Origin of the sequence: Janthinobacterium algoris (assembly GCF_051380935.1) — a bacterium.
Classification (GTDB): Bacteria; Pseudomonadota; Gammaproteobacteria; order Burkholderiales; family Burkholderiaceae_D; genus Janthinobacterium.
Genome location: NZ_JBNYXZ010000005.1, coordinates 236,416 through 261,780, shown reverse-complemented (window position 1 = coordinate 261,780; position 25,365 = coordinate 236,416). Strand labels below are relative to the sequence as shown.

Annotated in this window: 24 protein-coding genes and 1 riboswitch; of the genes, 14 read left to right on the top strand and 10 right to left on the bottom strand. The window is 62.3% G+C overall.

The annotated features are described in order from the left end of the window. Positions 1 to 39: 39 nt before the first annotated feature. The 5 genes from ACQ4W7_RS09950 to tnpB all read left to right on the top strand — a co-directional run bounded on the left by ACQ4W7_RS09950 (position 40) and on the right by tnpB (position 5,377). Positions 40 to 465: a protein-glutamate O-methyltransferase CheR gene (locus tag ACQ4W7_RS09950; protein ID WP_436530137.1), complete on the top strand. Its 426-nt coding sequence runs from the start codon at positions 40 to 42 to the stop codon at positions 463 to 465. Beyond that, positions 462 to 2,588, top strand: coding sequence for a PAS domain-containing sensor histidine kinase (locus ACQ4W7_RS09945; protein ID WP_436530135.1), 2,127 nt, complete (start codon positions 462 to 464; stop codon positions 2,586 to 2,588). Before ACQ4W7_RS09950 ends, ACQ4W7_RS09945 begins: the two co-directional genes overlap by 4 nt. An 88-nt stretch (positions 2,589 to 2,676) precedes the next feature. After that, positions 2,677 to 4,833 carry a S46 family peptidase gene (locus ACQ4W7_RS09940; protein WP_436530133.1) on the top strand — a complete coding sequence of 719 codons (2,157 nt, stop codon included), beginning with the start codon at positions 2,677 to 2,679 and terminating at the stop codon, positions 4,831 to 4,833. 158 nt (positions 4,834 to 4,991) lie between these two features. Further along, positions 4,992 to 5,171 carry a hypothetical protein gene (locus tag ACQ4W7_RS09935; protein WP_436530131.1) on the top strand — a complete coding sequence of 60 codons (180 nt, stop codon included), beginning with the start codon at positions 4,992 to 4,994 and terminating at the stop codon, positions 5,169 to 5,171. After that, positions 5,168 to 5,377, top strand: coding sequence for an IS66 family insertion sequence element accessory protein TnpB (gene tnpB, locus ACQ4W7_RS09930; RefSeq protein WP_426070562.1), 210 nt, complete (start codon positions 5,168 to 5,170; stop codon positions 5,375 to 5,377). Before ACQ4W7_RS09935 ends, tnpB begins: the two co-directional genes overlap by 4 nt. A 64-nt stretch (positions 5,378 to 5,441) precedes the next feature. Here tnpB and ACQ4W7_RS09925 read toward each other — a convergent pair whose 3' ends face one another. Beyond that, positions 5,442 to 6,881 carry an MFS transporter gene (locus ACQ4W7_RS09925; protein ID WP_436530129.1) on the bottom strand — a complete coding sequence of 480 codons (1,440 nt, stop codon included), beginning with the start codon at positions 6,879 to 6,881 and terminating at the stop codon, positions 5,442 to 5,444. A 127-nt stretch (positions 6,882 to 7,008) separates the two neighbouring features. Here ACQ4W7_RS09925 and ACQ4W7_RS09920 point away from each other — a divergent pair, with 127 nt between their 5' ends. Further along, positions 7,009 to 7,830 (top strand): AraC family transcriptional regulator, encoded by an 822-nt coding sequence (locus tag ACQ4W7_RS09920; RefSeq protein ID WP_426070871.1) that lies wholly within the window; start codon positions 7,009 to 7,011, stop codon positions 7,828 to 7,830. 363 nt (positions 7,831 to 8,193) lie between these two features. On the opposite strand, the gene ACQ4W7_RS09915 is transcribed toward ACQ4W7_RS09920, so the two are convergent. Then, positions 8,194 to 8,829 (bottom strand): TetR/AcrR family transcriptional regulator, encoded by a 636-nt coding sequence (locus ACQ4W7_RS09915; protein ID WP_436530127.1) that lies wholly within the window; start codon positions 8,827 to 8,829, stop codon positions 8,194 to 8,196. A 67-nt stretch (positions 8,830 to 8,896) separates the two neighbouring features. Here ACQ4W7_RS09915 and ACQ4W7_RS09910 point away from each other — a divergent pair, with 67 nt between their 5' ends. The 3 genes from ACQ4W7_RS09910 (at position 8,897) to ACQ4W7_RS09900 (ending at position 10,670) form a co-directional block, all read left to right on the top strand. Then, positions 8,897 to 9,415, top strand: coding sequence for a DUF2867 domain-containing protein (locus ACQ4W7_RS09910; RefSeq protein ID WP_436530125.1), 519 nt, complete (start codon positions 8,897 to 8,899; stop codon positions 9,413 to 9,415). Positions 9,416 to 9,510: 95 nt separating this feature from the next. Next, a complete protein-coding gene (gene pnuC, locus ACQ4W7_RS09905) occupies positions 9,511 to 10,122 on the top strand; it encodes a nicotinamide riboside transporter PnuC (RefSeq protein ID WP_426070558.1) in 612 nt (203 codons plus the stop codon). After that, complete coding sequence (locus tag ACQ4W7_RS09900; protein WP_436530123.1) at positions 10,119 to 10,670, top strand: AAA family ATPase; 552 nt, start codon at positions 10,119 to 10,121, stop codon at positions 10,668 to 10,670. The genes pnuC and ACQ4W7_RS09900 overlap by 4 nt, the downstream gene beginning before the upstream one ends. Here the strand turns inward: ACQ4W7_RS09900 and ACQ4W7_RS09895 are convergent. Continuing rightward, the gene (locus tag ACQ4W7_RS09895) at positions 10,667 to 12,811 is read right to left on the bottom strand and encodes a TonB-dependent siderophore receptor (RefSeq protein ID WP_426070557.1); all 2,145 of its coding nucleotides are present in this window, start codon (positions 12,809 to 12,811) and stop codon (positions 10,667 to 10,669) included. The genes ACQ4W7_RS09900 and ACQ4W7_RS09895 overlap by 4 nt on opposite strands. An 87-nt stretch (positions 12,812 to 12,898) precedes the next feature. After that, a riboswitch (TPP riboswitch) is annotated at positions 12,899 to 12,996 on the bottom strand. A 77-nt stretch (positions 12,997 to 13,073) separates the two neighbouring features. Then, a complete protein-coding gene (locus tag ACQ4W7_RS09890; protein ID WP_426070556.1) occupies positions 13,074 to 14,231 on the bottom strand; it encodes an iron-containing alcohol dehydrogenase in 1,158 nt (385 codons plus the stop codon). Between the two features lie 142 nt (positions 14,232 to 14,373). Here ACQ4W7_RS09890 and ACQ4W7_RS09885 point away from each other — a divergent pair, with 142 nt between their 5' ends. Together ACQ4W7_RS09885 and ACQ4W7_RS09880 are read left to right on the top strand one after the other, a co-directional pair. After that, positions 14,374 to 14,679 carry a ferritin family protein gene (locus ACQ4W7_RS09885; protein WP_332859178.1) on the top strand — a complete coding sequence of 102 codons (306 nt, stop codon included), beginning with the start codon at positions 14,374 to 14,376 and terminating at the stop codon, positions 14,677 to 14,679. Between the two features lie 93 nt (positions 14,680 to 14,772). After that, the gene (locus ACQ4W7_RS09880) at positions 14,773 to 15,252 is read left to right on the top strand and encodes an Imm26 family immunity protein (protein WP_426070555.1); all 480 of its coding nucleotides are present in this window, start codon (positions 14,773 to 14,775) and stop codon (positions 15,250 to 15,252) included. A 37-nt stretch (positions 15,253 to 15,289) separates the two neighbouring features. Here the strand turns inward: ACQ4W7_RS09880 and ACQ4W7_RS09875 are convergent, their stop codons facing one another. Then, positions 15,290 to 16,648: a sensor histidine kinase family protein gene (locus ACQ4W7_RS09875; protein WP_426070554.1), complete on the bottom strand. Its 1,359-nt coding sequence runs from the start codon at positions 16,646 to 16,648 to the stop codon at positions 15,290 to 15,292. A 13-nt stretch (positions 16,649 to 16,661) separates the two neighbouring features. Then, on the bottom strand, positions 16,662 to 17,363 hold the full coding sequence (ompR, locus tag ACQ4W7_RS09870) for an osmolarity response regulator transcription factor OmpR (protein ID WP_223278807.1): 702 nt from the start codon (positions 17,361 to 17,363) through the stop codon (positions 16,662 to 16,664). A 321-nt stretch (positions 17,364 to 17,684) separates the two neighbouring features. On the opposite strand from ompR, the gene ACQ4W7_RS09865 reads away from it, so the two are divergent. Both ACQ4W7_RS09865 and ACQ4W7_RS09860 read left to right on the top strand, forming a co-directional pair. Further along, positions 17,685 to 18,047: a hypothetical protein gene (locus ACQ4W7_RS09865; protein WP_436530119.1), complete on the top strand. Its 363-nt coding sequence runs from the start codon at positions 17,685 to 17,687 to the stop codon at positions 18,045 to 18,047. Between the two features lie 170 nt (positions 18,048 to 18,217). Beyond that, positions 18,218 to 20,077 (top strand): flagellar assembly protein A, encoded by a 1,860-nt coding sequence (locus ACQ4W7_RS09860; RefSeq protein ID WP_436530117.1) that lies wholly within the window; start codon positions 18,218 to 18,220, stop codon positions 20,075 to 20,077. On the opposite strand, the gene arfB is transcribed toward ACQ4W7_RS09860, so the two are convergent. Next, positions 20,078 to 20,476 carry an alternative ribosome rescue aminoacyl-tRNA hydrolase ArfB gene (arfB, locus tag ACQ4W7_RS09855; protein WP_034749850.1) on the bottom strand — a complete coding sequence of 133 codons (399 nt, stop codon included), beginning with the start codon at positions 20,474 to 20,476 and terminating at the stop codon, positions 20,078 to 20,080. A 195-nt stretch (positions 20,477 to 20,671) separates the two neighbouring features. On the opposite strand from arfB, the gene ACQ4W7_RS09850 reads away from it, so the two are divergent. After that, entirely contained in the window at positions 20,672 to 21,166 is a 495-nt protein-coding gene (locus ACQ4W7_RS09850; protein ID WP_426070551.1) for a chemotaxis protein CheW, read from the top strand. Between the two features lie 37 nt (positions 21,167 to 21,203). Here ACQ4W7_RS09850 and ACQ4W7_RS09845 read toward each other — a convergent pair whose 3' ends face one another. The 3 genes from ACQ4W7_RS09845 to dapE are packed head-to-tail and all read right to left on the bottom strand — an operon-like array spanning position 21,204 to position 25,337. Continuing rightward, a complete protein-coding gene (locus ACQ4W7_RS09845; protein WP_436530115.1) occupies positions 21,204 to 23,204 on the bottom strand; it encodes an ATP-binding cassette domain-containing protein in 2,001 nt (666 codons plus the stop codon). A 49-nt stretch (positions 23,205 to 23,253) separates the two neighbouring features. After that, the gene (prmB, locus tag ACQ4W7_RS09840) at positions 23,254 to 24,144 is read right to left on the bottom strand and encodes a 50S ribosomal protein L3 N(5)-glutamine methyltransferase (protein WP_426070549.1); all 891 of its coding nucleotides are present in this window, start codon (positions 24,142 to 24,144) and stop codon (positions 23,254 to 23,256) included. A gap of 56 nt (positions 24,145 to 24,200) precedes the next feature. Next, a complete protein-coding gene (dapE, locus tag ACQ4W7_RS09835; RefSeq protein ID WP_426070548.1) occupies positions 24,201 to 25,337 on the bottom strand; it encodes a succinyl-diaminopimelate desuccinylase in 1,137 nt (378 codons plus the stop codon). Between the last annotated feature and the right edge of the window lie 28 nt (positions 25,338 to 25,365).

Here is a 25,365-nt window from a genome sequence, read left to right as displayed (position 1 = left end):
GTGCTAGAATGCAAGATTATCAATTGCCGGCCTGACCTCTTGATTTACCTCAAAACCAAGCTGCAGCAGCGTTTGACTCCCCTGTTTCATTACGCCTTGAACCGCGATGGCGTATTGCTGTTGGGGAGCGCCGACACGCCTGGACATTCTTCCGAGCCGTGCGCACCGCTGACGGCGTCCGTCTGGCTGTACCAGCGCCCCGGCAACCGGGCGTCCCAGCTTGCCGACGTGCCGCCAGCGGCCACCCCGGGCCGCCCGCCGAAGCTCAAGGTGCTGGAACTGGGGCGGCAGCTGATCCAGGCACGCCATGACATCCAGACCTCGCGCGACGAAGTCAAACCGGCTAAGGGGGAATGGCAAGTGAGCAATGAGGAGTGGCAATCGGCGAGGATACTGGAAGCCCGGCGGCGTCAGATCCAGTCCGGCGCCGTAGCAGACGGGACAGCAGGAAAGAGAGCCTCATGAACGGACCATTCGACGACGGTAGCATGCCGGCCAGATTGCAAGCGCAGGCCGAGCAATTGGCGCAGCAGCGCCAGCCGATACCGCCACCGCAGTCGAATGAAGACGTGATGCGTCAGACGCATGAGCTGCAGATCAAGCAGATCGAGCTGGAAATGCAGAGTGCAGCCCCGGGCGAACTGGAACAGATGAGGACTGAATTTGAAAGCCGCCGCGACCTATATGCGCAGCTGTATGAACAGGCGCCCGTCAGCTATTTTTCAGTGGCGCGCGAGAGCGTCATCACGCGTGTCAACGTGGCTGCCTGCGGCTTGTTGCAACGTGACAAGAGCCAGCTGCTGGGACGGCGTTTCGAACAATTCGTTGCGCCCCAGGCGCAGGGTGCTTTCCGCCGTTTCCTCGACGCTGTCTTCAGCAGCGGTGCGCGTCAGGTACTCGAGGTGCAACTGTTCGAAGGCGTAGCGGGCCGCACGGGTCGCATGGTGCGCATCGAAGCCAATGTCGACGCAGCCAGCGCCACGGCGCGCATGTTGGTGATGGACCTGGGCGACGAGCATGCGCGCGAATCGGCCTTGCAGCGCGCCTTCGTCATCCTCGACAGTATCCGCGAAGGCGTGCTGGTGACAGACAGCGGCAACCGCATCATTTCCGTCAACCCCGCCTTTACCACCATCACCGGCTACCAGGCGGAGGAAGCCATCGGGCGCGATCCGTCCTTCCTCGGCGGCGGCACGCATTTGCCGCATTTCTATGAAGCCATGTGGCGCAGCCTGCATCAGAATGGCAGCTGGTATGGCGAACTGGTGAACCGGCGCAAGAGTGGCGAGCGCTTCGTCGAGTCGCTGTCGATCACGCCCATGCGCAACCAGGACGGTGCCATCAGCCATTTTGTCGGCGTGTTTTCCGATATCACCGAGCGCAAGCTGGCCGAGGTGGACTTGCGTGAACTGCATCGTGAGCTGGACCAGCGCGTCATCGACCGCACGGCCGAATTGCTGCGAGCCAACCAGCATCTGCAGCTGGAAGTGCACCAGCGCGAGCGGGCGCAGGAAGCCTTGCGCGATGCCGAGCGTTTCTTCCACGCCACCATCGATTCGCTGACGGACCGGGTGCTGGTGCTGGACCGGTCCGGCTGCGTCGTGCATGCCAACCAGGCATGCCTGGCCTTCGTGGGGCGAACGTCACGGCCGCTGCAGTACCTGGAATTTTGCGAGACCGACCCACGCTGGCAGCGCAGCGCCGGACGCGAGCTCGCTGCCGGCATCCGTTCCGTCATTGCCGGCACTGCCGACACGTTTGCGCTAGAGTATGAATTTGCCACGCGCGCCGGCCCGCGCTGGTCGCAGGCCAGGATCAGCCGTTTCCTTGGCGAAGAGCCGCTGCGTGTGGTGGTGGCGCACACGGACATTACCGAACGCAAGCTGATGGATGGCGCCCTGCGCCAGTCGCACGCGCAGTTGCGCCAGCTGGCGCTGCATCTGGAAACGGCCAAGGAAGACGAGCGCAAGCGCATCTCGCGCGATATCCACGATGAGCTGGGGCAAAACCTGCTGGCGCTGCGCATCGATATTTCCATGCTCAGCGCGCGCACCGAGGGTACCCATCCGCGCCTGCACCGCCGGGTCGGCGCTGTGCTCAGCAATGTCGACACCACCATCAAGAGCGTGCGCGGCATCATGAACGAGCTGCGCCCGATGGCGCTGGACCTGGGCTTGCAGGCCGCCATCGAATGGCAGGTGGGCGATTTCCGCAAGCGCAGCGGCGTCGCTTGCCGCTTGCTGATACGCGACGAGGCCTTGTTTGCCGCCATCGGCAGCCAGGTCGAGATCGTGCTGTTCCGCATCGTGCAGGAGGCGCTTAGCAACGTCATGCGGCACGCCCAGGCCAGCCAGGTCGAGATCGAGCTCAGTTCGGATGCCTGCGCCGTGTACGTGGCCATCAGCGACAATGGCATCGGCATCACGCCACAGCAGCAGCGCAAAAAACAGTGCTTTGGCCTGATCGGCATTGCCGAGCGGGTGACGGCGCTGGGCGGGCACTTCGAGGTGGGCATGCCGGCGTCGGGCACCGGTTGCCGCCTGTCCCTGCAGATTCCCTTGCCGGGGGCGGGGCGGCCTGCCGCCTGATACAGAAATTGCAATGGGTTAATTTTTGCCGACTCATGCCCCGCCGGACAGGCTATACTTTCGCCTGCTATTTATGGAGGGGCATATCTTGTTCAAAACAATCGTTTTACCCGTCGCCTTACTGGGCGCGTTCGCCGGCGCACACGCCGACGAAGGGCAGTGGCAACCACACCAACTGCCACAGCTGAAAGCCGAACTGAAACGGGTCGGCATCGACATTCCTGCAGAAAAACTGGCCGACCTGAGCAAGCACCCGATGAGCGCCATCGTGTCGCTGGGTGGCTGCTCGGCCGCTTTTGTTTCCGACGCGGGCCTGGTGGTGACGAACCACCACTGCGCGTATGGCGCCGTGCAGCGCAATTCCACGCCGGAACACAATTACATCACCAACGGCTTCCTGGCCAAGACGCGCGCTAGCGAGCTGCCGGGCGGTCCGAACAGCCTGGTGTATGTGACGGACAAGGTGGAGAACGTCAGCGAGCGCGTACTGAAAGGCTTGACGGCCGACATGAGTGGCCGCGCGCGCCACGAAGCCGTGGAAAAGCGCGTCAAGGACCTGATCGCCGAATGCGAAACGGACAAGATGTACCGCTGCTCCGTGCCCGCCTTCCACCGCGGCCTCGAGTACTACCGCATCCGCCAGATGATGATACGCGACGTGCGCCTGGTGTACGCGCCATCGGACAAGATCGGCAACTTCGGCGGCGACATCGACAACTACGAATGGCCGCGCCACACGGGCGACTACGCGTTCCTGCGCGCCTACGTGGGCAAGGATGGCCGTCCGGCCGACCCGTCGCCCGACAACGTGCCGTACAAATCGAAGGACTTCCTGGTGGTCTCGGCCGAAGGATTGAAAGCCGGTGACGGCATCTTGCTGGCGGGCTACCCCGGCCGCACCAGCCGTTACAAGCTGCCGGCGGAAATCCGCTTTGCGCGCGATGCGGCCTTCCCCCTGAAAGTATCCGAACTGCAAGCTGACCTGGCCGTGATGGCCGCTGCCACCGATGGCGACGCCGCCGCTGCCGTGCGCTATGCGAGCGTGGTGAAAAGCATCAACAACGTGCTGAAGAAAACCCAGGGCTTGCTCGACGGTTTCGCCCGCAAGGACATCGCCGCCATCAAGGACGTGCAGGATGCCGAGTTCCGCGCCTGGTATGCGAAGCAGCCGAACGTCTCGACCACGCTGCTGGCCGAACTGGACGCGGCGATTGCCAGCGACATGGCCTTGAGCGAAGAAGAGTTCGCCTGGTCAGTGGCCACCAATAGCGACTTGCTGAAAAGCGCGCGCACCATCTACCGCCTGTCGCTGGAGCGCCAGAAAGCGGACGCCGAGCGCGAATCGGGCTTCCAGCAGCGCGACCTGGCCTTCATCAAGGCCCGTCTGGCCCGTCTGGAGCAGTCGTATGTCAACAAGGTCGATCAGGCGCGTTTTGCAGCGGGCCTGAAGCGTTACGCGCAGCTGGCGGCGAAGAGCCATCCGCAAGGCCTGGACGCGCTGCTGCCGGCGCCAAGCGCCGTAGCGGCCCTGTACCAGCAGACGCAACTGGCTGACACGGGCAAGCGCCTGGCCTGGCTGGAAAAGGACCAAGCTGCTGTTGCGGGGTCCGACGACGCCTTCATGCAACTGGCCATCAAGCTGCAAGTGGTCGAGGCAGCGCTGGAAGAGCGCCGCAAGGAAATCGACGGCAACCTGGAACGCGTGATTCCGCAATACATGCAAGCCGTGATTGCCTGGAAGAAATCGCAAGGCAAGCCGGTCTATCCTGACGCTAATTCGACCCTGCGCGTCACGTACGGCACCGTCTCTCCCTACTCGCCGCGCGACGGCATCACCAAGGGACCGTTCACGACCGTGGAAGGCATCGTCGAGAAAGTCACGGGCAAAGCCCCGTTCGAAGCACCGCAAGCGCTGCTCGACGCCGTCAAGGAAAAACGCTACGGCCAGTTCCGCGACCCGGTGCTGGGCACGGTCCCCGTCAACTTCCTCACCAGCGCGGACACCACGGGCGGCAATTCCGGTTCGGCCGTGATGAACAAGCGTGGCGAGTTGATCGGTCTGAACTTCGATTCGACGTATGAATCGATCACCAAAGACTGGTACTTCGACACGGCCATCACGCGCGCCATCCACCTCGACATCCGCTACATGCTGTGGGTGATGAAGGAAGTGGACCACGCCGATAAGCTGCTGCAGGAAATGACGGTCAAGTATCCGAAGGCTGTGAAAGCTGCGACGAAGTAAGCATTCATTTGCGCTAGCGCAATGCCGCATCCGCCTGTTTGGAGATGCGGCTTTTTTGTGGCTGGGGGAAATGAACTTTTCATTTTTCCAATGCGTCACTTAACGATTTCTGACGTGGCAGTTATCGGCGCCGCACCGACGAATTCAAGCGTGCGCTGGTGGCACAATCGCTGCTGCCGGTGACAGTGGTGAGGCCGGCATTGGCGAAGCATCCGCCCCAGCCGGTTCGTGTGCCTGGCGGCGTGATCGCCCTGACTGTCGGCAAGGTCCAGCTGCGGATCGAGAGCGCCGCCGATACGACGGTGCTGGCCTTGGTGCTGCAGCGGCTGCTGCCATGATCGGCCTGCCTGCCCACACGCGCATCCGGATCGCTGCCGGCGTCACCGACATGCGCTGCCGCTTCAACGGCCACGTGTCTGTGTTCCGTGGCCGGCGCGGTGACATCATCAAACTGCTGTGGTGGACCGGCGCCGGTCTATGCTTGTTGAACCAGCGGCTGGCGCGGGGCCGCTTCATCTGGCCGCAGGCTTTCTCCAAGGATTGATGCTGAATGAGCGAGCTGCACTGGCTCTCACGCAATGCCGCATCTGGAGCCAAGGAATTCCGCGCTACTCTTTTGATGCGGGCGCGTGCTTCAGCATGAGCGACGCGACTGCCGAGACAACGCTGACGATGCCTGCCATCAAGAATGCGAACCGGTAACCCGCAAGTTCGGCCGCCTGGGGTAGTTGCCCGGTGGCCAATTGCGCCGCCATGACTGAATGGGCGACTGCACCTAGTACTGCTATGCCCACTGCTCCACCTAGTTGGCGTGCAGTGTTCTGTAGTCCTGCTGCAAGACCCGAGTCTTTCCGCGGAACTCCTGCAAGAACTGCTTGCGTGGCACTCATCATTACCAACCCGTTGCCAGCGCCGACCAGCAATGTAGGTAGTAGAAATTCGCTGACCTGCAATGGATGAACAGGCAACCAATTGAGCCAGATCAGGCCTGCTGCCGACACGAGGCTGCCAATACAGGGCAAATTTTTAACGCCAGCGTCCCGCAAATAGCGTGATGCGATCGATGCGATAGCCAGTGCCGAAGCCATTGGTAGTAAAGCCAGTCCGGTGTCGAGCGGACTGCGCCCGTCGATCCGCTGCAGAGCCTGCGATAGAAAGAACATCGACACGGTGAGAACTGCGCCGAGGCTCAACACCATAGCCATTCCGACCGTTACGTTTCGCAGCCGAAATATTTCGACATTGATCAGGGGCTGAGCCGAACGGCGTTCAGCTGCGATGAAGGCCATGAACATGATCAGCGCGGTAGCCAACGCACTGAGCACGGTACTGGATGTCCAACCTGCATGTACCGATTGTGAGATCGCATAGAGAAACGAGGCCAACGCCAGCGTGACAGTGGACGCGCCTAGAACATCGAGCTTCGCCCTGGCGTCGGCCATGAGCTGAGGGCGCAGACAGCCGGCAACAACCGCGGCCAAGACGATACCGACAGGTATGTTGACGAACATCACCCAGCGCCAGGAGGCTAGGCTCGTCAGCAAGCCGCCAATGACCACACCAAAGGCCGAGCCCATCGCGGCGCAGGCCGCCCACAGGCCGATCGCTCGTTCCTGACCCGAACCCTTGGGATGGGCGGCGACGATGACTGCCAGCGGTGAGGTCGCCAGTACCGACGCGCCCAAACCCTGCACTGCGCGCGAGGCCAGCAGCATGGTCCCGGAAGTCGCAAAGCCACCTACCAGGCTGGCTCCAGTGAACAGCGTCAAACCCCACAGCAGAAGGCGCCGGCGCCCATAGATGTCGCTGGCGCGTGCAGCGAGCAACATGCAGCCACCTAGCACCAGCAGGTAGATGTCGACTACCCACTGCAATTGGACAGATGACAGACCCAGGTCATCGCGCATCGCCGGTAGCGCGACGTTCACGATGGCACCGTCCACCACGACCATGAAGGCACACACGCAGGCGACGAAGGTAGCAATCCAAGTCGATACGCCGCTGCGCAGGAGTTGTGGCGGCATCGCCGGTACGGAAGATATAGACATTTATTGACCTCTCAGCACGATGACGGCGGCGACTGCCGCCAAAAAGTTTGGTAGGGGCTAAGTATGCCGAGCAATATGAAAAGTCATATAACGGTAAATGGACTTAAAATGGTGATAAATGGCCAAAATGAATCCTGAGCATGCGCAAGCGGAAGACGACTTCAGTGAGTGGTCTGATGGTCCTCGTCTGATCGCGTTGTTGGGGAATGACGCTCAGGGCAGCGAGTACCGCCTCGGAACACGCGAGTACGGTTTGCATCACCATCATCGAGGGCAGGTGTTCTGCGTAGAAGCCGGGCTAATCCATGTGCGAACAGCTCAAGGATCTTGGTTGCTACCGCCGAACCGCGCCGGCTGGATGCCGCCAGAGGTACCGCATCAAGTACGTGTCAGCGGTGCTCTTGCCGGCTGGAGCTTGTTCATCACCCCGGAATCCAGTGAGTGCTTGCCGAACCAGCCTTGCGTGATCGGCATCACTGAGGTGTTGCGCGCCTTGGTGCGCCGAGCCGCCGAATGGGACAAGTCCGATCAGCTGGCGTCAGACCAAGAGCACGTCGTTACCGTCATCCTTGACGAAATCCGTCGTGCGCCGCATGAGTCGCTGCACTTGCCAATGCCGACAACTGCCCGGCTGGAGCGTATCGCTCGGGCGATCTTGGACGATCCAGGTTCGATTCGAACGTTGGAAGCTTGGGCAGATTGGGGCGCGATGTCGGCTCGAACGCTGCGCCGTCAGATGCTGGCTGAAACAGGCCTGAGCTTTGCCCAATGGCGCCAGCAGGCACAACTCACGCACGCCCTGGAAATGCTTGCGCGTGGAGAGTCGGTTACGCATGTTGCCGACACGCTGGGCTATGCCTCACCGAGCAACTTCATCGCCATGTTTCGCCGTTCCTTCGGCGACTCCCCAGCACGATACTTTGCAGCGCGTTCTGTTGGTGGCAGCTGAAACATTGTCATCAATCGGATGCGACGGCGGCCATGTCTTGAGACGCCGCGAGCAGCGGCTTCGTGACGCTGTCCTCTACGACTGATGGGAGTCATCGAGGCGATGTCATCCAATGGAATGACATCGCTGCCGCCCGATCTCCGATGATGGTGAACCCGCTTGCTTCCTAGGGAAACTCGCTGCGGCGAGCCTCAGCGAACGTCAGCCAAACCCAGCGGTGTGATGCCATCCTCTGGCAATCAACGCCAAGCTCAAGACGGTGCAGGCTTTACGTTTAGGACTGAATCTTGAGTTGAGGGGCACTTCTGGCCTGCAGCGAAAGCGGATCTTGGTATGTATCCCGATACCGAGTTCTGTCTGATTTTATTGTTCTTGTCCCGCTTTATCCCTGGCCTGCATCAATGCCTGCACCGGCAATTGAAAAAAGCGCGGCACCATGGCTGGCGACAGGTCGTCGCCGCTCCCCGCCATGGCCAGGCGCCCGCTCAGCAGCAGCATCACGTAGCCGTGGCCCAGCGACCAGCCGGCGCTGGCGGCGGCCTTGTCCCAGCGGGGAGCGAGGCCCGCTTCGCGCACGGCCGCGCCGGCCGTTTGCAGCACATACTGAAAGCACGCTTGCGCCGCTTCTTGCAGGGCCGGGAACTGGCGCACGTCCTGGTGCTCGAACATCAGCCGGTAGTGGGCCGGCGCGGCCAGGGCGAATTCGATGTATTGCTGGCCGAGCAGCTGAAAACGCTGCTCGGCGGGCAGGCTGCCCGGCGGCGGCAGTTCAGTTTCCCATTTGGCGATCAGGCTGGCGAAGCCGGCCGCCGCCACGTCGGCCAGCAAGGCTTCCTTGCTGGGGAAGTGGCGGTACACGGCGGCGACCGACACGCCCACCGTGCGCGCCAGTTCGCGCAGCGACAGGGCGGCGTCGTGCTGCTGCGCCAGTTGCGCGATGGCGGTGGCGACCAGGGTGTCGCGCAAGTTGCCGTGATGATAGGTGCTGCTTGTCGTCATTCTATGTTATCGCTGTTCACATTGTCGTGTATGATGGCCATGTTATCACTGAAAACATCGAGAGCACATGCAAGAGATGAACATCGCCGTCCGCGCCGTGGCCTTGCCGCCGGGCGCCAGCATCGCCCCCTTGTACCAGGGCAGCAACCTGGCCGATGCGTATGCCGTCGACTTGCCGAACGCGCGCGCGCGTGAGCTGGACATGGAAAGCCTGGCGCGCCAGCTGCTGGGTAGCCAGCCGCGCTGGGCGCAATGGCTGATGGTGGTGCGCGACGCCATCGTGGCGTGCTTTGGCATCAAGACGGCCAAACAAATGGAAGGCAAGCCGGGCAAGCGCATCGGCATCTTTCGCATCTACGCCGTCAGCGACGATGAAATCATCGTGGGCGAGGACGACAGCCACCTGGATTTCCGCCTGTCCGTGCTGCGCCACCGCGACGCGGGGCGACATGGCAGTGTCACCGTGGCCAGCGTCGTGCATTGCCACAATCGGGTGGGACGCGCTTACATCCTGCTGATCCGGCCCTTCCACAAGCTGATCGTGCAGCGTTCGCTGGCGCGCGCCGTCAAGCGCGGCTTTGCCTGAGGGGGCGGAACAGGGAAGGGCGGTGACGCTGCGGGCAATCTTGCTTATTCATGGCCGGTATTGCATACTGCACCACCAGCCTCATCACGATTCCCATGAACGATACGCTTCTCCTGCTGGGTTTTGCCACCACGCCGCTTGAACTGATTTCCTTTGTCCTGGCACTGACAACCGTTGCGCTGAATATCCGCCAGAATCACTGGGCGTGGCTGTTCGCCATCATTTCCTCGGCCGCCTACGGTTTCGTCTTTTTCGAATCGCGCCTGTATGGCGACATGGCCTTGCAACTGCTGTTCATCAGCGTTTCGTTCTGGGGTTGGTACCAGTGGCTGCATCCGGCCAGCGGCGGCAAGACCCTGCCCGTCACGCGCCTCGATGGCCGTGGCTGGCTGGCCTGCGCCGCGGGCTGGCTGGTCGGTTTCCTGCTCATTGCCTGGCTGCTGACGACGACGGACACGGACGTGCCGCATGCGGATGGTTTCCTCACGGCAGGCAGCCTGGTCGGCCAGTTTTTGTTGTCGCGCAAGAAGCTGGAAAACTGGATCGTCTGGATCATCGTCGATATCCTGTATGTGTGGCTGTACCTGCACAAGGACCTGACCCTGACGGCCATCCTATACGCGGTGTTTGTCGTCATGGCCAGCATCGGCTTGCTGGCTTGGAGAAAGTCGGCACCGGCCGCGCCCGATGCCATGGTGCTCAAGTGACGGCGCCTTGCGTGCGCGTGGCGATACTGGGCGCGGAATCGTCGGGCAAGTCGACCCTGGCGGCCGCCTTGGCCGAGCGCTACGGCACCGTCTGGGTGCCGGAATACTTGCGCGAGTTCGTCGAGACGCAGGGCAGGGTGCCCGTCGCAGCCGACCAGTATGGCATTGCGCTGACACAAGTCGAACGTGAAACGGCCGCTGCCGCGCAAGCGCGTCACTTCCTATTCTGTGACACGACGCCCTTGATGACGGTGGTCTACAGCCGCCATTACTTTCACGGTGCCGATGCGCAACTGGCGGCGCTGGCCGATGCCACGCAGTACGACGTGACGTTGGTGACGGCACCCGACAGCCCGTGGGTGGCCGATGGCTTGCAGCGCGAGTCGGAAGCCGTGCGCCAGCTGATCTACCGCTACTTGCTCGACGAGCTGGACGCGCGCGGCATCGTCTACCAGGTGTTGCACGACAGCCTGGAAGCGCGCCTGGAACAGGCGGCGCCTTTGCTGCAGCAGGCGCTCGCTGCGGCGCCTGTCATTTCCTTCAATTAAAAGTCGAACTGCGCCGACACCTTGAACGTGCGGCTGGCGCCAGGGTACAGATAGCCGTCCGATTCCGGCGTCACGTCGCGCCAGTAGAACTTGTCGGCCACGTTGTTGACGGCGGCGCGCAGCACGGCGCGCGTGCCGGCGATGCGCGTGGCGTAGGCGGCGCCCAGGTTGAACACGTTGTACGACGGCACGAAAGTGGTGTTGTTGTACTCAAACGCTTTCTTGCCCGCATATTCCCAGCTACCGTTGACGCTCAAGCCCGCCACCTGTTGTACGGCATAGTCCGCATGCACGGCCGCCTTGAAGGCGGGCACGTTCGGCACGCGCTTGCCATCGAGGTTTGCATTGCCCGTGTTTGATTGCTGGCTGTTCAGGGCCGTGAGCGAGACGCCCAGGTTCAGGTCGCGGGTCGCCTTGCCTTGCGCGGACAATTCCAGGCCACGGTGCTGCGCCTGGCCTTCACGCACGAAGTAGCCGGCAGCGTTCTGGAATTCCAGGCCCTTGCGGATCTGGAACAGGCTGGCCGCCAGCATGAAGTCCTGCGTCACATCCATCTTCACGCCGAATTCGATCTGCTTCGAGCGGCTCGGTGTCAGCTCTTCGTTGGCATTCATCGCCTTGCGGTCGGCCGTGCCGCCATGTTCCATGCCCTGCGAATAGGCCGCATACATGGACACATTGTCGAGCGGGGTGTAGACCAGCGATACGTTGGGCAGCAGGAAGTCGTGCTTGGCGCGGATTTCCTTGTCGGCCTTCAACACATACTGGTAGCCGTCGACATTGATATGGCGCAAGCCGCCATGCAGCTTCCAGTTTTGGGCCAGGCTGACGATATCCTGCACGAAGACGGAGTTTTCCGTATCCTTGCGCACCAGGCGCACGGGGCCTTGTACGCCCGTCGACATCTCGACTATTTGCGGGCGGTAGATGTTGCTCACGCCAGCCCAGTCGTACACGTACAGGCCGGCGCGGTCCTTGCGGCGGAAGGTCGAGACGCCGGCCGTGAATTCGTGGCGCAGGGCACCGGTGGCAAACTTGCCCTGGATCATGGCTTGTGCGCTCAGCGGCTTTTTCGTCTCGCCCAGGCTGCGGTAGTCATACACGTCGTAGTCGCCATTGCCGCAAAATCCCGGGTACAGCTCTTGCGCGCTGCAGCCATACGGGAAGGCCGTGTAGTCGTCGCGCTTGAACGAGTGCTGGTTGGCCGACACGGTGGCGTGCCAGTCGTCATTGAAGGCGTACTGGAAGCGCAGGCCGATATTGCTGGTGACGGTTTCCACGGGGCGCGTCCACGGCTGCAAGTTGAGCATGGCGTCGGCGCTGATGCCGGTCGGCAAGGTGGTGTTATTCAGTAGCTGGAAGCCGGGCGCCGTCGCCTGTGCCTTGTCCTGGTAGTCGGCATCGATTTGCAGCAGCGCTTGCGGCGATATTTGCCAGTCGAAGGCGCCGGAAATGAAACGACGGTTGCCATCCGCACCCTTGATGTAGGAACGCAGGCGCTCGGCAGCCACGTTGACCCTGTAGCCGAAGCGCGTGTCTTCCAGGCGGCCGCCCAGGTCGACGGCGCCGTACAGGGTGCCCCGTTCGCGCGTTTCCACGGTGACCGTGCGCAGCGGCGCGGCGGTGGGGCGCTTGACGATGAAATCGATCACGCCGCCCGGTGCGGCCACGCCCGCCTGCAAGCCGGCCAAGCCCTTCAGCACTTCGATGCGCTCCTTGTTTTCCAGCGGAATTTGCGTGTCGCCGGGAATGGCCACGCCATCCTTGCGGTAGCTGGAATTGTTGTCGAGCTTGAAGCCGCGGATGGAAAATTGCTCCGCATAGCCGACGGCGTTGTAGGCGTCGTTGATGCTGGTGTCGAGCTTGACGGCATCGCTGAGATTGCGGATTTGCAAGTCCTGCATGTCTTTTTGCGAAATGACGGTGACGGACGCCGGCGTCTGCAGCAGCGGGGCGTCGGAAAAACCGCCCACGGAGGCGCGCTTGGCGGCTGGCGCCTTGCTGGCCGTGACGACAACTTCGGTCATGCTTGGCGTATCGGCCGACACTTCGGCGGTGTCATTCGCGGCCAGGGCAGGCGTGGCAAACGCGTGCAGGATGGCCAGGGTCAGAACAGAAATAGATAAATTCGGTGTGGACATAGATTGCTCGTGGTTCAAGCCGTCTCCGGGAAAAGAGCACGGCAGGCTGCTTGTTCGGCTGGCGCCAACGCAGGAGCTATCAAAGGAGGGAGGTACTTTGCGCTTTCCTTCGCTGGCATTATCCAGATCAGGTACGAAGGGTATCTCTCACCCGGATGACTGCTCCAGGACCCCTAGCGAAATGACAGCTTAGCATGAAGCACGGCCAGCTGTCCCGCTGGCTGACCGTTTTACAACAGTGTGGCAGATTCTATAAACTAAGCTACAGGCTCAGTTCCAGCACCTTGCGGCTGACGGCGGGCGTGATGTCGCGCTGTTCGCCCAGCGCCGTCATGCCGTGCGCTTCCAGGGCGGACACGACGGCATCCACGCTGGCATGGTTCAAGCCGTAGTCGGCCAAACGCGTCTTGACGCCCATGTGGCGGAAGAAAAATTCCGTGCGCGCGATGGCCGCCTCGATGCGGCCATCTTCGTCGCCGCCATCGAGGCCCCAGACGCGGGCCGCATATTGCAGCAGCTTGGCGCGCTTGGCCTGCTTGCGCACGCGCAGCATGCTGGGCAGGATGATGGCCAGGGTTTGCGCGTGATCCAGTTCATACAGGGCCGTCAATTCGTGGCCGATGGCGTGCGTGGACCAGTCCTGCGGCACGCCCACGCCGATCAGGCCGTTCAAGGCCAGGGTGGCGCTCCACATCACGTTGGCGCGCACGTCGTAGTCGTCCGGGTGCGACAGGGCTTTCGGGCCTTCCTCAATCAGCGTCAGCAGAATGCCTTCGGCGAAGCGGTCTTGCACCGAGGCATTCACCGGGTAGGTCAGATACTGCTCCATGACATGCGCAAACGCATCGACGACGCCATTGCCCACCTGGCGCAGCGGCAAGGTAAATGTTTTCGACGGGTCCAGCACGGAGAACTTCGGATATACCTTGCGGCTCATGAACGAGCGCTTTTCCTGCGTGGCCTTGCGCGTGATCACGGCCGAGCCATTCATTTCGGAACCCGTGGCCGGTAACGTCAAGACCGTGCCGAAGGGCAGGGCGGCCTCGACGATCTTGCCGCCTTTGGCCAGGATGTCCCACGCCTCGCCCTCGTGCAGGGCGGCGGCGGCGATGAACTTCGTGCCATCGACCACGGAGCCGCCGCCGACGGCCAGCAGGAAATCGATGCGCTCGCTTTTCACGAGGGCCACGGCCTGCATCAGGGTTTCATAGCTGGGATTGGGTTCGATGCCGGCAAATTCGAGCACCGTATGGCCAGCCAGCGCCGCCCTGACTTCATCGTAGACGCCGTTCTGCTTGATGCTGCCGCCGCCATAGGTCATCAGGACCCGCGCCTGCGGCGGGATCAGGCCGGCGATGGCGGCGATCTGGCCCTGGCCGAAGAGGATTTGCGTCGGATTGTAAAAGTCGAAATTGAACATGGGGCTCCTGCCGCTGAGGTTTAGGCTGTTGCTGAGCCATGATTATGGCCGAATGGGTGGAAACGTGTCGTGGACGCTTGAGCTTTTTGCCCGCACGGTGGAGAATGCAGCCGATGTCACCACCACGCGAAAAGGAATGCGCATGACCACCGTCCCACTGGAAGAATCAGGCTTGCCGGCCACGGCACTCGACATGCACCGCGCCATCGGCGCAACCATCGCTGCACTGCAGGCGCTGGACTTGAACAGCCAGCGTTTCGAAGCATGCACGGACCCGGAACTGCGCCGCGTGCTCGCGCATGCAGGCGACACCAGCCGCAAGGAAGCGGCCATGCTGCTCGAATGGATGCGCCGCCGCGACGCGCGCCTGGACACGGCCATGAAAGAAGCGCTGTTCAAGGCGGGGCCGATTGTTGCCCAGTATCACTATGACGAGAAAATAGTGTAACTATTGGTTTGTTGCTGTGGCGTACCATGCGCCACTTTCGCCTTGCATCGCGTAGACTGTGCCCCGAACACGATTTTGGGGGAGTTTGCAACGATGAGATCATTACCATACCGAGAAGGCAGCTGGTTTGCCGTGCCCCTGCCGGGCGGCGGCTATGCCGTCGGCGTGGTGGCGCGCAGGGCGCCTGCCGGGCGCATCATGCTGGCATATATGTTCGGCCCGAAGCGCGATACTTTGCCGAGCCTCGAAGAACTGGAAGGCTTGCGGCCGGAACAGGCCGTGCGCCGACTGCGTACGGGCGACATGGCCTTGCTCAACGAGCGCTGGCCTCTGCTGGGCGACAGCGGCCACTGGGAGCGCGATGCCTGGCCCATGCCGGCCTTTATCCGCCGCAATGAATCCTTGCAACGCGCCTGGCGCGCCAGCTATGCGGATGCCGACCCTGCCAAGCTGAACCGTGAGGAATCGATTCCCTTCGATACGCCGGGCATGGAAAGCGATTCGCTGTACGGCTACGGGGCGACGGAATTGTTGATGAATAAATTGCTGGCGCCGGAGCGGGCGTCCGCCTGAAAGCAGGGCACGGCATGGCCGTGCCGTGCCCCTTCGCTTACACCGCTGGCAAGCTGATCTGAAACGCCAGGCCGCCGCCTTCGCGGTTACGCACTTGTAAGTCAGCGCCATGGCGCAGCAGCACGCGGTCGACGATGGCCAGGCCCAGCCCGGCGCCATTTGCTTGCCCGCGCGCCGTGTCGAGGCGGGTGAACGGTTTCAGCAGTTGCTCGATCTTTTCCGCCGGCACGCCGGTGCCATGGTCTTGCACCTCGATAATCACCTTTTTCATGCCGTGGCTGGTGCGCACCTGGCAGGCGATATCGATTTCCGTTACGTCGCTGCCCGGCGTCTTGCCATAGCGGCGCGCATTCTCGATCAGGTTGTTCAGCACGCGGCGCAAGTCGGTGGGATTGCCCATCGCATGCGCGCCTTCGGCGATGCTGGCATTGATCTTCAGGTCCGGCAGGCGCATCGCCTCGCGCGTCATGTCGCTGAGCAAGCCGCTCAGGTCGACATCGGTAAAGCTCGACGCTTCCGTCGGCTTGGCATAGTCGAGGAACTGGCCGATGATGGCGTCCATTTGCCCGATATCGGACTGGATGCCTACACGCGCCTCGTCCGACAGGTTCGCCATTTCCACTTCCAGCAGCATGCGCGCCAGCGGCGTGCGCAAGTCGTGCGAAATGCCGGCCAAAATCACGGCGCGGTCCGATTCCACCTGCTTCAAATCATCGACCATCTGGTTGAAGCTGCGGTTCGCCTCGATGATTTCGATCGGGCCTTTTTCCGGCAGCAGCGCCGGCTGCTTGCCCTTGGCGATGTCGCGCGCTGCCGCCGTCAAACGCGACAGCGGTAAATTGATCAGGCTGGAAATGATGGCTGCGCCCAGCAGCGATAGCAGGGATACCAGGCTGGCCCAGCCCAGCCACTGAAAGCCCGTCAGGCCGCGCAGGCGCTCGCGGTCCAGCATCAGCCAGTATTCATCGTCATCGATCTTGAAGCTGACCCAGAAACCGGCCACGCCGTTGACGCGCGCGGAAAAGCGCGTGTCCTTGCCCAGCTTGGCTTTCACCTGCGCCTCGATCTCGGGCATCAGGTAATTGTCGGGCGGCGGCTCGATGCGGTCGTCCTCTTCCAGCGAGAAGATGCGGATGCCTTCATTGCTGACGAGGTCGAACAGCAGCTCGCGCCGCAGCTCGGGTGCCGAGTGCGTCAGTGCCGCATGCGTGATGGTGACGACGGAAATGATCTGGGCGGAAATCTGCTGCGCCTGCGGCTCGCGCTGGATGACGGAAATCATGCCGATCCAGGTGATCATGCTGACCGTGGTCAAGGTGCCGAGCAGCAAAAAGGTGCGCCAGAAGAGGCCGCTTTTCAGCCGCGCCAGGCTGATATCGGGAACAAGCTTCATCATGCCTTGCCTGCGATCAGCGCGGCTGTCCGTCCGGGATGAAGACGTAGCCCAGGCCCCACACGGTCTGGATGAACAGCGGGCTCGACGGATCGGGTTCGATCAGCTTGCGCAGGCGCGAGATTTGCACGTCCAGGCTGCGGTCGAATACTTCGTATTCGCGGCCACGCGCCAGTTCCATCAGTTTCTCGCGCGACAGCGGCTGGCGCGCATGGCGGGCAAACACTTTCAACACGGAAAACTCACCTGTTGTCAGGGGCACCGTTTCGCCATTCTTTTTCAGGGTGCGCGTGCCCAGGTCCAGCACGAAGTCGCCGAATTCGAAGGTTTGCGGCGTTTCCGACGGCGCGCCCGGAATTTCATCGGGACCCTTGCGGCGCAGCACGGCGCCGATGCGGGCCACCAATTCGCGCGGATTGAACGGTTTCGGCAGGTAGTCGTCGGCGCCCATTTCCAGGCCCACGATGCGGTCCACGTCTTCGCCCTTGGCCGTCAGCATGATGATCGGTGTCTGGTCACCCGCGCCGCGCAGGCGGCGGCAGATCGACAGGCCGTCTTCGCCGGGCAGCATCAAATCGAGCACCAGCAAGTCGTAGCGTTCGCGCAGCCACAGTTTGTTCATGGCCGTCGCGCTCTCTGCCGTGAAGACATTGAAACCCTGTTCAGTCAGGTAGCGGCGCAGCAGGTCGCGCAGGCGCACATCGTCATCGACCACCATGATTTTTGCCTGGTGGCCGTGGATCGATTGCGTTGGCGTCGTGCTGCCGGAAGTGGAGGTTGTGGTCATTTGGGGTGTCGTGTTATCTTATATTAGTTGCTATAGTAACGCCTCGCGCGGCGTCGGCAAGGGGCTGTGGCGACCCATTACAAAGTGTTACAAACTTTACCCAATTACTCTTACTGCACCGTGTAAAGCATCATACACTGGGGCCACAGTGGAAATCAGCTTTAAGTTTATACGGCATCGCGGAAGAGGAACTCAATGAATATCTTTACAAAAAAAATTCAAGCCGCTCCCAGCGCAGCTATTAACGCTTGTATGGCTGCACGTACGGCCGCACGTACGACTGTGCTGTCCGCATTTATCGTTTGTTCCGTGTTTGCCGCCAGCCTGGCGTCAGCGCAAAACCAGCCGCCACCACGCCGTGACGACCAGCAGCAAGTGCAGGCCCAGCGCTATGAACAGGTACAGCGCAGCAATAGCAATAGCAATGATACGCGACTGCGCGAACAGCGTGATGCGCGCAGTTTCGACACGCGCGCCGAAGAGCAGCGCCGCGCCAACGAGGGCGCCGAGGCCTCGCGCCGCACGGGCCGCATGACGCCCGACGAGCGCCGCGACCTGCGCCGCCAGATCAACGAAGTGGGTCAGGATATTTACTCGAATCCCCCGCGCCGCTAGGCATTCCACACCCCATCCGACAGGGCCATCTCGCAAGACATGGCCCTGTTTACATCTGGCAACCCGCTTTTTTGCTCATTTATGCTCAGTCAGGCACGCCGCCACGCCCCGTGATATTGTGCTAGTGAACTGAGGCAATTCTCTGAATGTGTTGCTGGGGGAGGCAAGTGGTGAGCGACGACGACACGCCCGTTCCTGATGCGGCCCCCGCAGGTAGCTTGCCGCACGGCCTGGTCCAGCGCGGTGAAGGCGTGTGGCTGGACCTGTCGCTGGCGCCGGCCCAGTTGCGCGCCGCCGTCGACCAGCTATTCCAGTCGGGGCAGCTCCTGGCCGGCCTCGATTACGCTTTGTTCCTGCTGACCCTGTTCCATGCCCCCGCGCCCCGCGCCGCGCCCAAGGGCGATGCCTTGCTGCGCATCGCCGCCCGCGTGGCGCCATTCCCGCCCCAGCGCCGCGCGCTGTATAAACAAGTCAAGATCCGCGGCGACAGCGCCGAGTTTTACTTTGAAGCCTTGTCGCCTGGCGCGGATGGCCAGGTGCCGGCCCGCCGCGAGTTTGACGAGCTGGTGGCCGACTTGTGGTGCAAGGGCGTGCGCTATGGAATCGATGGCGCGGCCGTGCGGTCCATTCTCGGTAGCGGCAAGGCCGAGCGCATCACGGTGGCGCGCGCACTGCCGCCGCAGCCGGGGCGCGACGCCCAGCTGGTTGAAGTGTCGCATGGCATCCACCGCGACGACGCGCCGCGCGAACGCTCCGACGGCCGCCTCGATTTGCTCAGTTTCAAGAACCGTTTTCCGCAAGTGAAAAAACACGCGCGCCTGCTGCGGCTGCTGCCCGGTGCGCCCGGCTTGCCCGGCTACGATCTGGCCGGCACACTGCTGCCGCCGCCCGCGCCGCTGGAACTGGACCCGGTGGCGGTGGCAGGCGCCGGCACGGCGGTCGAGCGCTTCAACGATGGCGATTACGTCGTGGCCACCCAGGATGGCTATGTGAATGTCGATGAACACGGCAAGATTTCCATCGAAAACAAGATCGTCAGCCGCGAAGGCGTCAGCAGCCGTACCACGGGCAACCTGAAGCTGCGCGCCGCGTATGAGGAATATGGCGAAGTGCAGGAGCAGCGCCAGCTCGACGGCAGCGACATCACCATCCATGGCGACGTGTATGGCCATCTGCACTCGCATGGCGGCTTGATATGGCTACAGCGCAACCTGGTGGGGGGGACGGCCTTCAACGAGCATGGCGACGTGCGCGTCGAGGGTGTGGCTTCCGGTTCCGTGCTGCAGGCGCTGAGCGGTGAAATACATTTGAAGCGCGCCGAAAGCTGCGTTATCGCCGGCACGCGCGTGGTGATCGACCATGCCAGCAATTGCGAGATCATCGCCGACGAGGCCGTCATCGAGCTGGCCGAAGGCTGCGCCGTGGCGGCACGCACCATTCGCATCGGCAGCGCCGGTCCGCGAAAGCAAGTGGAGATGCTGCTGTTCCCGCTGGTACCCGATTTGAGCGCGCTGGAGCAGAGAATTGCGGAAAGCATGGAGAAGGCGGCGCAGTACCAGCAGGCGCAGCACAAGCGCCAGCAGGAAATGGATGCCATTGCGCAATTGCCCGAGGTGCGCAATTATCTGACGCTGGCGGGCCAGCTGCGGCGCGGCGAATTGCAGCTGCAGCCGGCGCAGCAGCTGCAGTACGACAAGTTGGCCGCGCGCATCGCCCCCGTGCTGAAGGAAGTGGCGCGCCTGCGCGTGGAGGTGAAACAGTCGGAAATCCTGCAGGCGCAAATGCTGGCACTGGTGGCCCAGGTGCGCCAGCAGCGGCAAGCGACGGCCGGCCAGTCGCGCTGCAGCCTGGGCCTGGTCGACGGCGAAACGGCGGTGCGCACGATGGTCGTGCCACCCGGACCGGCCAAGGTCTACGACCGGCCGCCGAAAGAGATCAAGGCGCTGTTGCGCAGCGCCACGCCAGCCACGCAGCCCGTGTTTGCGGACAGCAGTGGCAGCCTGGACTGGGTCTACCAGCCACCACCTTGATCAGTCGGTGACCTTGCCGCGAGACTGTTTGAGGACGCTGTGCGTGCTCTTGCTGTCGAGGCGGCGCCGCTGCGAGCTGCGCGTGGGCTTGGTGGCGCGCCGTACGGCGGGCAGGAAGGTTACGCTGTCGATGATTTCCTGCAAGCGGCGCAAGGCTTCTTCCTTGTTCTGTTCCTGGCTGCGCGATTGCTGCGCCTTGAGCACCAGCACGCCATCCTTGCTGATGCGGCTGTCGCGCAAGGCCAGCAGCCGTTCCTTGTACGCTTCCGGCAACGACGAGGCGGCGATGGGAAAGCGCAAATGGATGGCGCTGGAGACCTTGTTGACGTTCTGCCCGCCGGGGCCCTGGGCGCGGATGGCGGAGAATTCAACTTCAGCGGGATTGACGAGGTGTTGCATGGCCTGCCTGTGGGGAAACGATGCCCGTATTGTAAGGGAAGATGGCTGCGCCGGCGCAAGGCCGAGGCCGCATCCATTGATGTCTCCCTGGAAAGTTGATGTTTCTCAACGCCGCCTGCGGCGATGCTGGTTAGCATGGGGCCAACGTTGCGCCACTGCGCATCCTGGCAGCGCTTACCGGATGAAAGGAACATCATGCAGCCCACGACGACGCCTGGCGCCGCAGCAACGGCGGAACATAGCACATACTTGACGCAGTATTTAAGCTTCCGGCTGGGCGGCCTGGAATATGGCCTCGATTACCGCTGTGTGCGGGAATTGCGCCCGCTGAAGGAACTCGACCGCTTTTCCTCGGAAGGGGAAGTGCTGCACAGCGTGGCTATCTCGCGTGGCGTGATCATCCCCATCGTCGACATGCGCGCCGCGTTCGGCAGCGCCCGGGGCGCGCCCGACCCGTCCACCGACGTGATCATCCTGCAGCTGAGCAATGGCGTGATGGGCATGGTGGTCGATGGCGTCACCGATATCGTCAGCCTGGCGCCCACCGACATCGCCGCCGTGCCCGGCCTGGGCGAGGCAGAAGCCGATTATCTGCTGGGCCTGGGCACGCTGGCGGGGCGCCGGCTGATCCTCGTCGATATCGACCGCCTGATGGCGATCCGCAGCCCCAGCCCCATGCAGGCGGCTTAAAAAAAAGACGACCCGGAAGTCGTCTTTGTGTTTTGCGTTAGCCGAGTTTCTCTAACTGATCCTGCAAATCGAGCCATTCCGCTTCCAGTTGCGCCAGGTCCTTGGTGAAGAAGGTCTGGTCAGCCAGCAATTGCTTCAGCTTGGCCTTGTTGGCCGCGTCGTAAATGGTCGGTTCGCCCAGCTTGGCTTCCGTTTCCGCCTTTTGCGCATTGCGCTTGGCAATCTGCTCTTCCTGGCGCTTGATCTTGTTTTCGATCGGCTTGCGCAAGGCGGCCGCCTTCTGGCGGTCTTCCGCTTCCTGGCGCTTGTCGCGCACGGGCGCGGCAGGGGCGGTGGGGGCTATCGGCGAAGGGACGGAAGAAGTCACGGGGAAGTCCGTCTTGTTGGCCTTGCCGGCTGCCGGCAGCACATCCGTGCCTTTGCCCAGCTTGGTCTTGAACAGCCAATCCTTGTAGTCGTCCAGGTCGCCGTCGAACGGTTGCAGCTTGCCGTCGGCAACGATGATGAATTCATCGGTGGTGGCGCGCAGCAAATGGCGATCATGGGACACGACGACCAGCGTGCCTTCGAACTGGGCCAGCGCTTCCGTCAGCGCTTCGCGCGTTTCCAGATCCAGATGGTTGGTCGGTTCATCGAGCAGCAGCAAGTTCGGACGCTGCCAGACAATCAGTGCCAGTGCCAAACGGGCTTTTTCGCCGCCCGAGAATGGTGCGATCGAGGCGGTGACCATGTTGCCGGGGAAGTTGAAACCGCCCAGGAAGTTGCGCAGTTCCTGCTCGCGCACGGTCGGGGCGATCTTGGCCAGATGCCACAGCGGCGATTCGTCATGGCGCAGCATTTCCACCTGGTGCTGGGCGAAGTAGCCGATGTTGAGGCCCTTGCCCATGGTGGCGTCGCCGCTCAAAGGCATCAATTCGCCGGCGATGGTCTTGATCAGGGTCGACTTGCCGGCGCCGTTCTGGCCCAGCAAGCCGATGCGCTGGCCGATCTGCAGCGAAAACTTGATGCCGTTGACGATGGTCTTGTGGGTGATTTCGCCCGTGGCTTCGTTTTCGATCTTGTAGCCAGCATCGACGTCTTCCATCACCATCAGTGGATTCGGCGCGCTCAAAGGCTCGCGGAATTCGAACGAGAATTCGGCGGCGGCGCGCAAGGGCGCCAGTTCTTCCATCTTCGCCAGTGCCTTCATGCGGCTTTGCGCCTGACGGGCTTTCGACGCTTGCGCCTTGAAGCGGTTGACGAACGATTCCAGATGGGCACGCTTGCGTTGTTGCTTTTCCAGCGCGCCGGCAGCCAGGATCATCTGCGCCGCGCGTTGGCGCTCGAAGCTCGAGTAGTTGCCCGAGTAGCGCTTCAGCTTGCGCTCGTCGATATGCACGACGACGTTGACTACTTCATCGAGGAAGTCGCGGTCATGGGAAATGATCAGCAAGGTGCCAGCGTAGCGTTTCAGCCAGTCTTCCAGCCAGATGATGGCGTCCAGATCCAAGTGATTGGTCGGCTCATCGAGCAGCAGCAGGTCGGACGGGCACATCAGCGCTTGCGCCAGGTTCAAACGCATGCGCCAGCCGCCGGAGAAGCTGGCCACCGGTTGCTGCATCTGGTCCAGGGTGAAGCCCAGGCCCAGCAGCAATTGCTCGCCGCGCGACTGCACCGTGTAGGCGTCGGCATCGGCCAGCGCGCTGTACATGTTGCCGATGGCGATGCCGTTTTCCGTGCTTTCCGGTTGCGACTCGAGATGCGCCAGCTCAGCTTCCAGTTTGCGCAAGGTGGCGTCGCCGTCGATGGCGTAGTCGAGCGCGGCACGGTCCAGCGGCGGCGTTTCCTGCGCCACGTAAGCCACGCGCCACTTGGCCGGGAAATCGATCTCACCCTGGTCAGGGTGCAATTCGCCACGCATCATGGCGAACAGGCTCGATTTGCCCGCGCCATTGGCGCCGATCAGGCCGATTTTGTCGCCCGGGTTGAGCGTGACATCGACTTGTTCGAGCAACGGTTTGATGCCGCGCATCAGGCTTACTTGTAGGAAACGTATCATTTTTTTCTTTGTGTTGTAAATTAAGGCGCTGCGCCGCTTACGCCAGCGCTTATGCCAGCTTCAGCTGCTCGGCCGTCAGCAGGAATACCATGTCGTCGCCGGCGCTCGTCGTCAGCCAGGTCAGGCCCAGTTCGCCGAAAGCCGCTTCCGCGTATGCGCGTTCGTTGCCGATTTCAATCATCAGGATGCCATCGTCCGTCAGGCGTTCGGCCGCGCCGGCGATGATCTTGCGCACCAGGTCCATGCCGTCGCTGCCGCCGTCGAGGGCGATTTGCGGTTCGGCCAGGTATTCCTGGGGCAGGGCGCCCATCGACGCGGAATTCACGTACGGCGGGTTGCTGATGATCAAGTCGTATTTCTTGACCGGCACCTTGGTGTACAAGTCCGATTCGATCAAGTTGACGCGGTCCTGCAATTTATAGGTGTCGACGTTGCGCTTGGCCACGGCCAGCGCGTCGGCGGATATGTCCACCGCGTCCACTGTGGCGTTCGGGAAAGCGTCGGCCATCATGATAGCCAGGCAGCCCGAACCGGTGCACAGTTCCAGGATGTTTTCCACGGCTTCCGGTTCCGCCACCCATGGCGAAAAGTATTCAGGGATCAGCTCGGCGATGAAGGAGCGGGGCACGATCACGCGCTCGTCCACATAGAAATTGTACGTGCCCAGCCAGCCTTCCTTGGTGATGTAGGCGGCCGGCACGCGGTCGATGCTGCGGCGGTCGATGACCGTCATCACGCTGGCCACTTCCGACGGCAGCAATTTGGCGTCGAGGAAAGGTTCGAGCTTGTCGAGCGGCAACTTCAAGGTGTGCAGGATCAGATAGGCCGCTTCGTCGAACGCTTCGGCGCTGCCGTGGCCGAAAAACAGCTTGGCGGTATTAAAACGGGTAACGGCGTAGCGCAGCAGGTCGCGTGGCGTGGAAAACGGGTTCGGGGTCATGGCATTCTCGAAAAGACGGTGTTCTGGCCCGCCGTGACGGGCCTCGGTATTCTGGTTCAGACGGGCAGCAAATGCTCCAGCGTGCGCCGGTAAATATTCTTCAGGGGATCGATGTGGCGCAGTTCGATGTGTTCGTCGATCTTGTGAATACTGGCATTGGGCGGCCCGAATTCTATCACTTGGGGGCAGATCTGCGCGATAAACCGGCCATCCGAGGTGCCGCCCGTGGTCGACAACTGCGTCGTGAGGCCCGTTTCTTCCAGGATGGCGGCGGACAGCGCATCGGAGAGGGTGCCGCGTGGCGTGAGGAAGGGCAGGCCGCTCAGGGTCCACTGCAAATCATATTGCAAGTCATGCCTGTCGAGGATGGCGTGCACGCGCTCCCGCAGGTTTTCCGCCGTGCTGGCCGTGGAAAAGCGGAAATTGAAATCGATCACCATGTCGCCCGGAATGACGTTGTTGGCGCCCGTGCCCGCGTTGATGTTGGACATTTGCCACGACGTCGGCAGGTAATACTCGTTGCCGGCATCCCATTTTTCCTCGACCAGGTCGGCCAGCGCCTGCGCCGCTTCGTGAATCGGGTTTGTCGCCAGGTGCGGGTAGGCGATATGGCCTTGCACGCCCTTGATCGTCAATCGGCCCGACAGCGAACCGCGGCGCCCGTTCTTGATCATGTCGCCCAGTTGCGCGCTCGAGGTCGGCTCGCCCACCAGGCAATAATCGATCTGCTCGCCCCGCGCCTTCAATTTGTCGCAGACGATGACGGTGCCGTCCGTGGCCGGGCCTTCCTCGTCGCTGGTAATCAGGAAGGCGATCGAGCCTGAGTGCTCGGGCGTAGCGGCGATGAATTCCTCGCAAGCCACCACCATGGCGGCGATCGAGGTCTTCATGTCGGCCGCGCCACGGCCGTACAGCTTGCCGTCGCGCTGGGTGGGGATGAACGGCTGCGAGCGCCATTGCTCGACGGGACCGGTGGGCACCACGTCCGTATGGCCGGCAAAGACGAATACGGGCGACGTGGTGCCGCGCCGCGCCCACAGGTTGGTGACGTCGTTCGACTGTATCGTCTCGCAGACAAAGCCCAGGGGCGTCAGGATGTCGATCAGGTGCTGCTGGCAGCCCTTGTCGTCGGGCGTGACCGAGGACAAGGCGATCAGTTTTTCGGTCAGGGCGAGGGTTTTGGCGGTGGTCATGGGTAAGGTCGTGCCGGTATCATCGTTC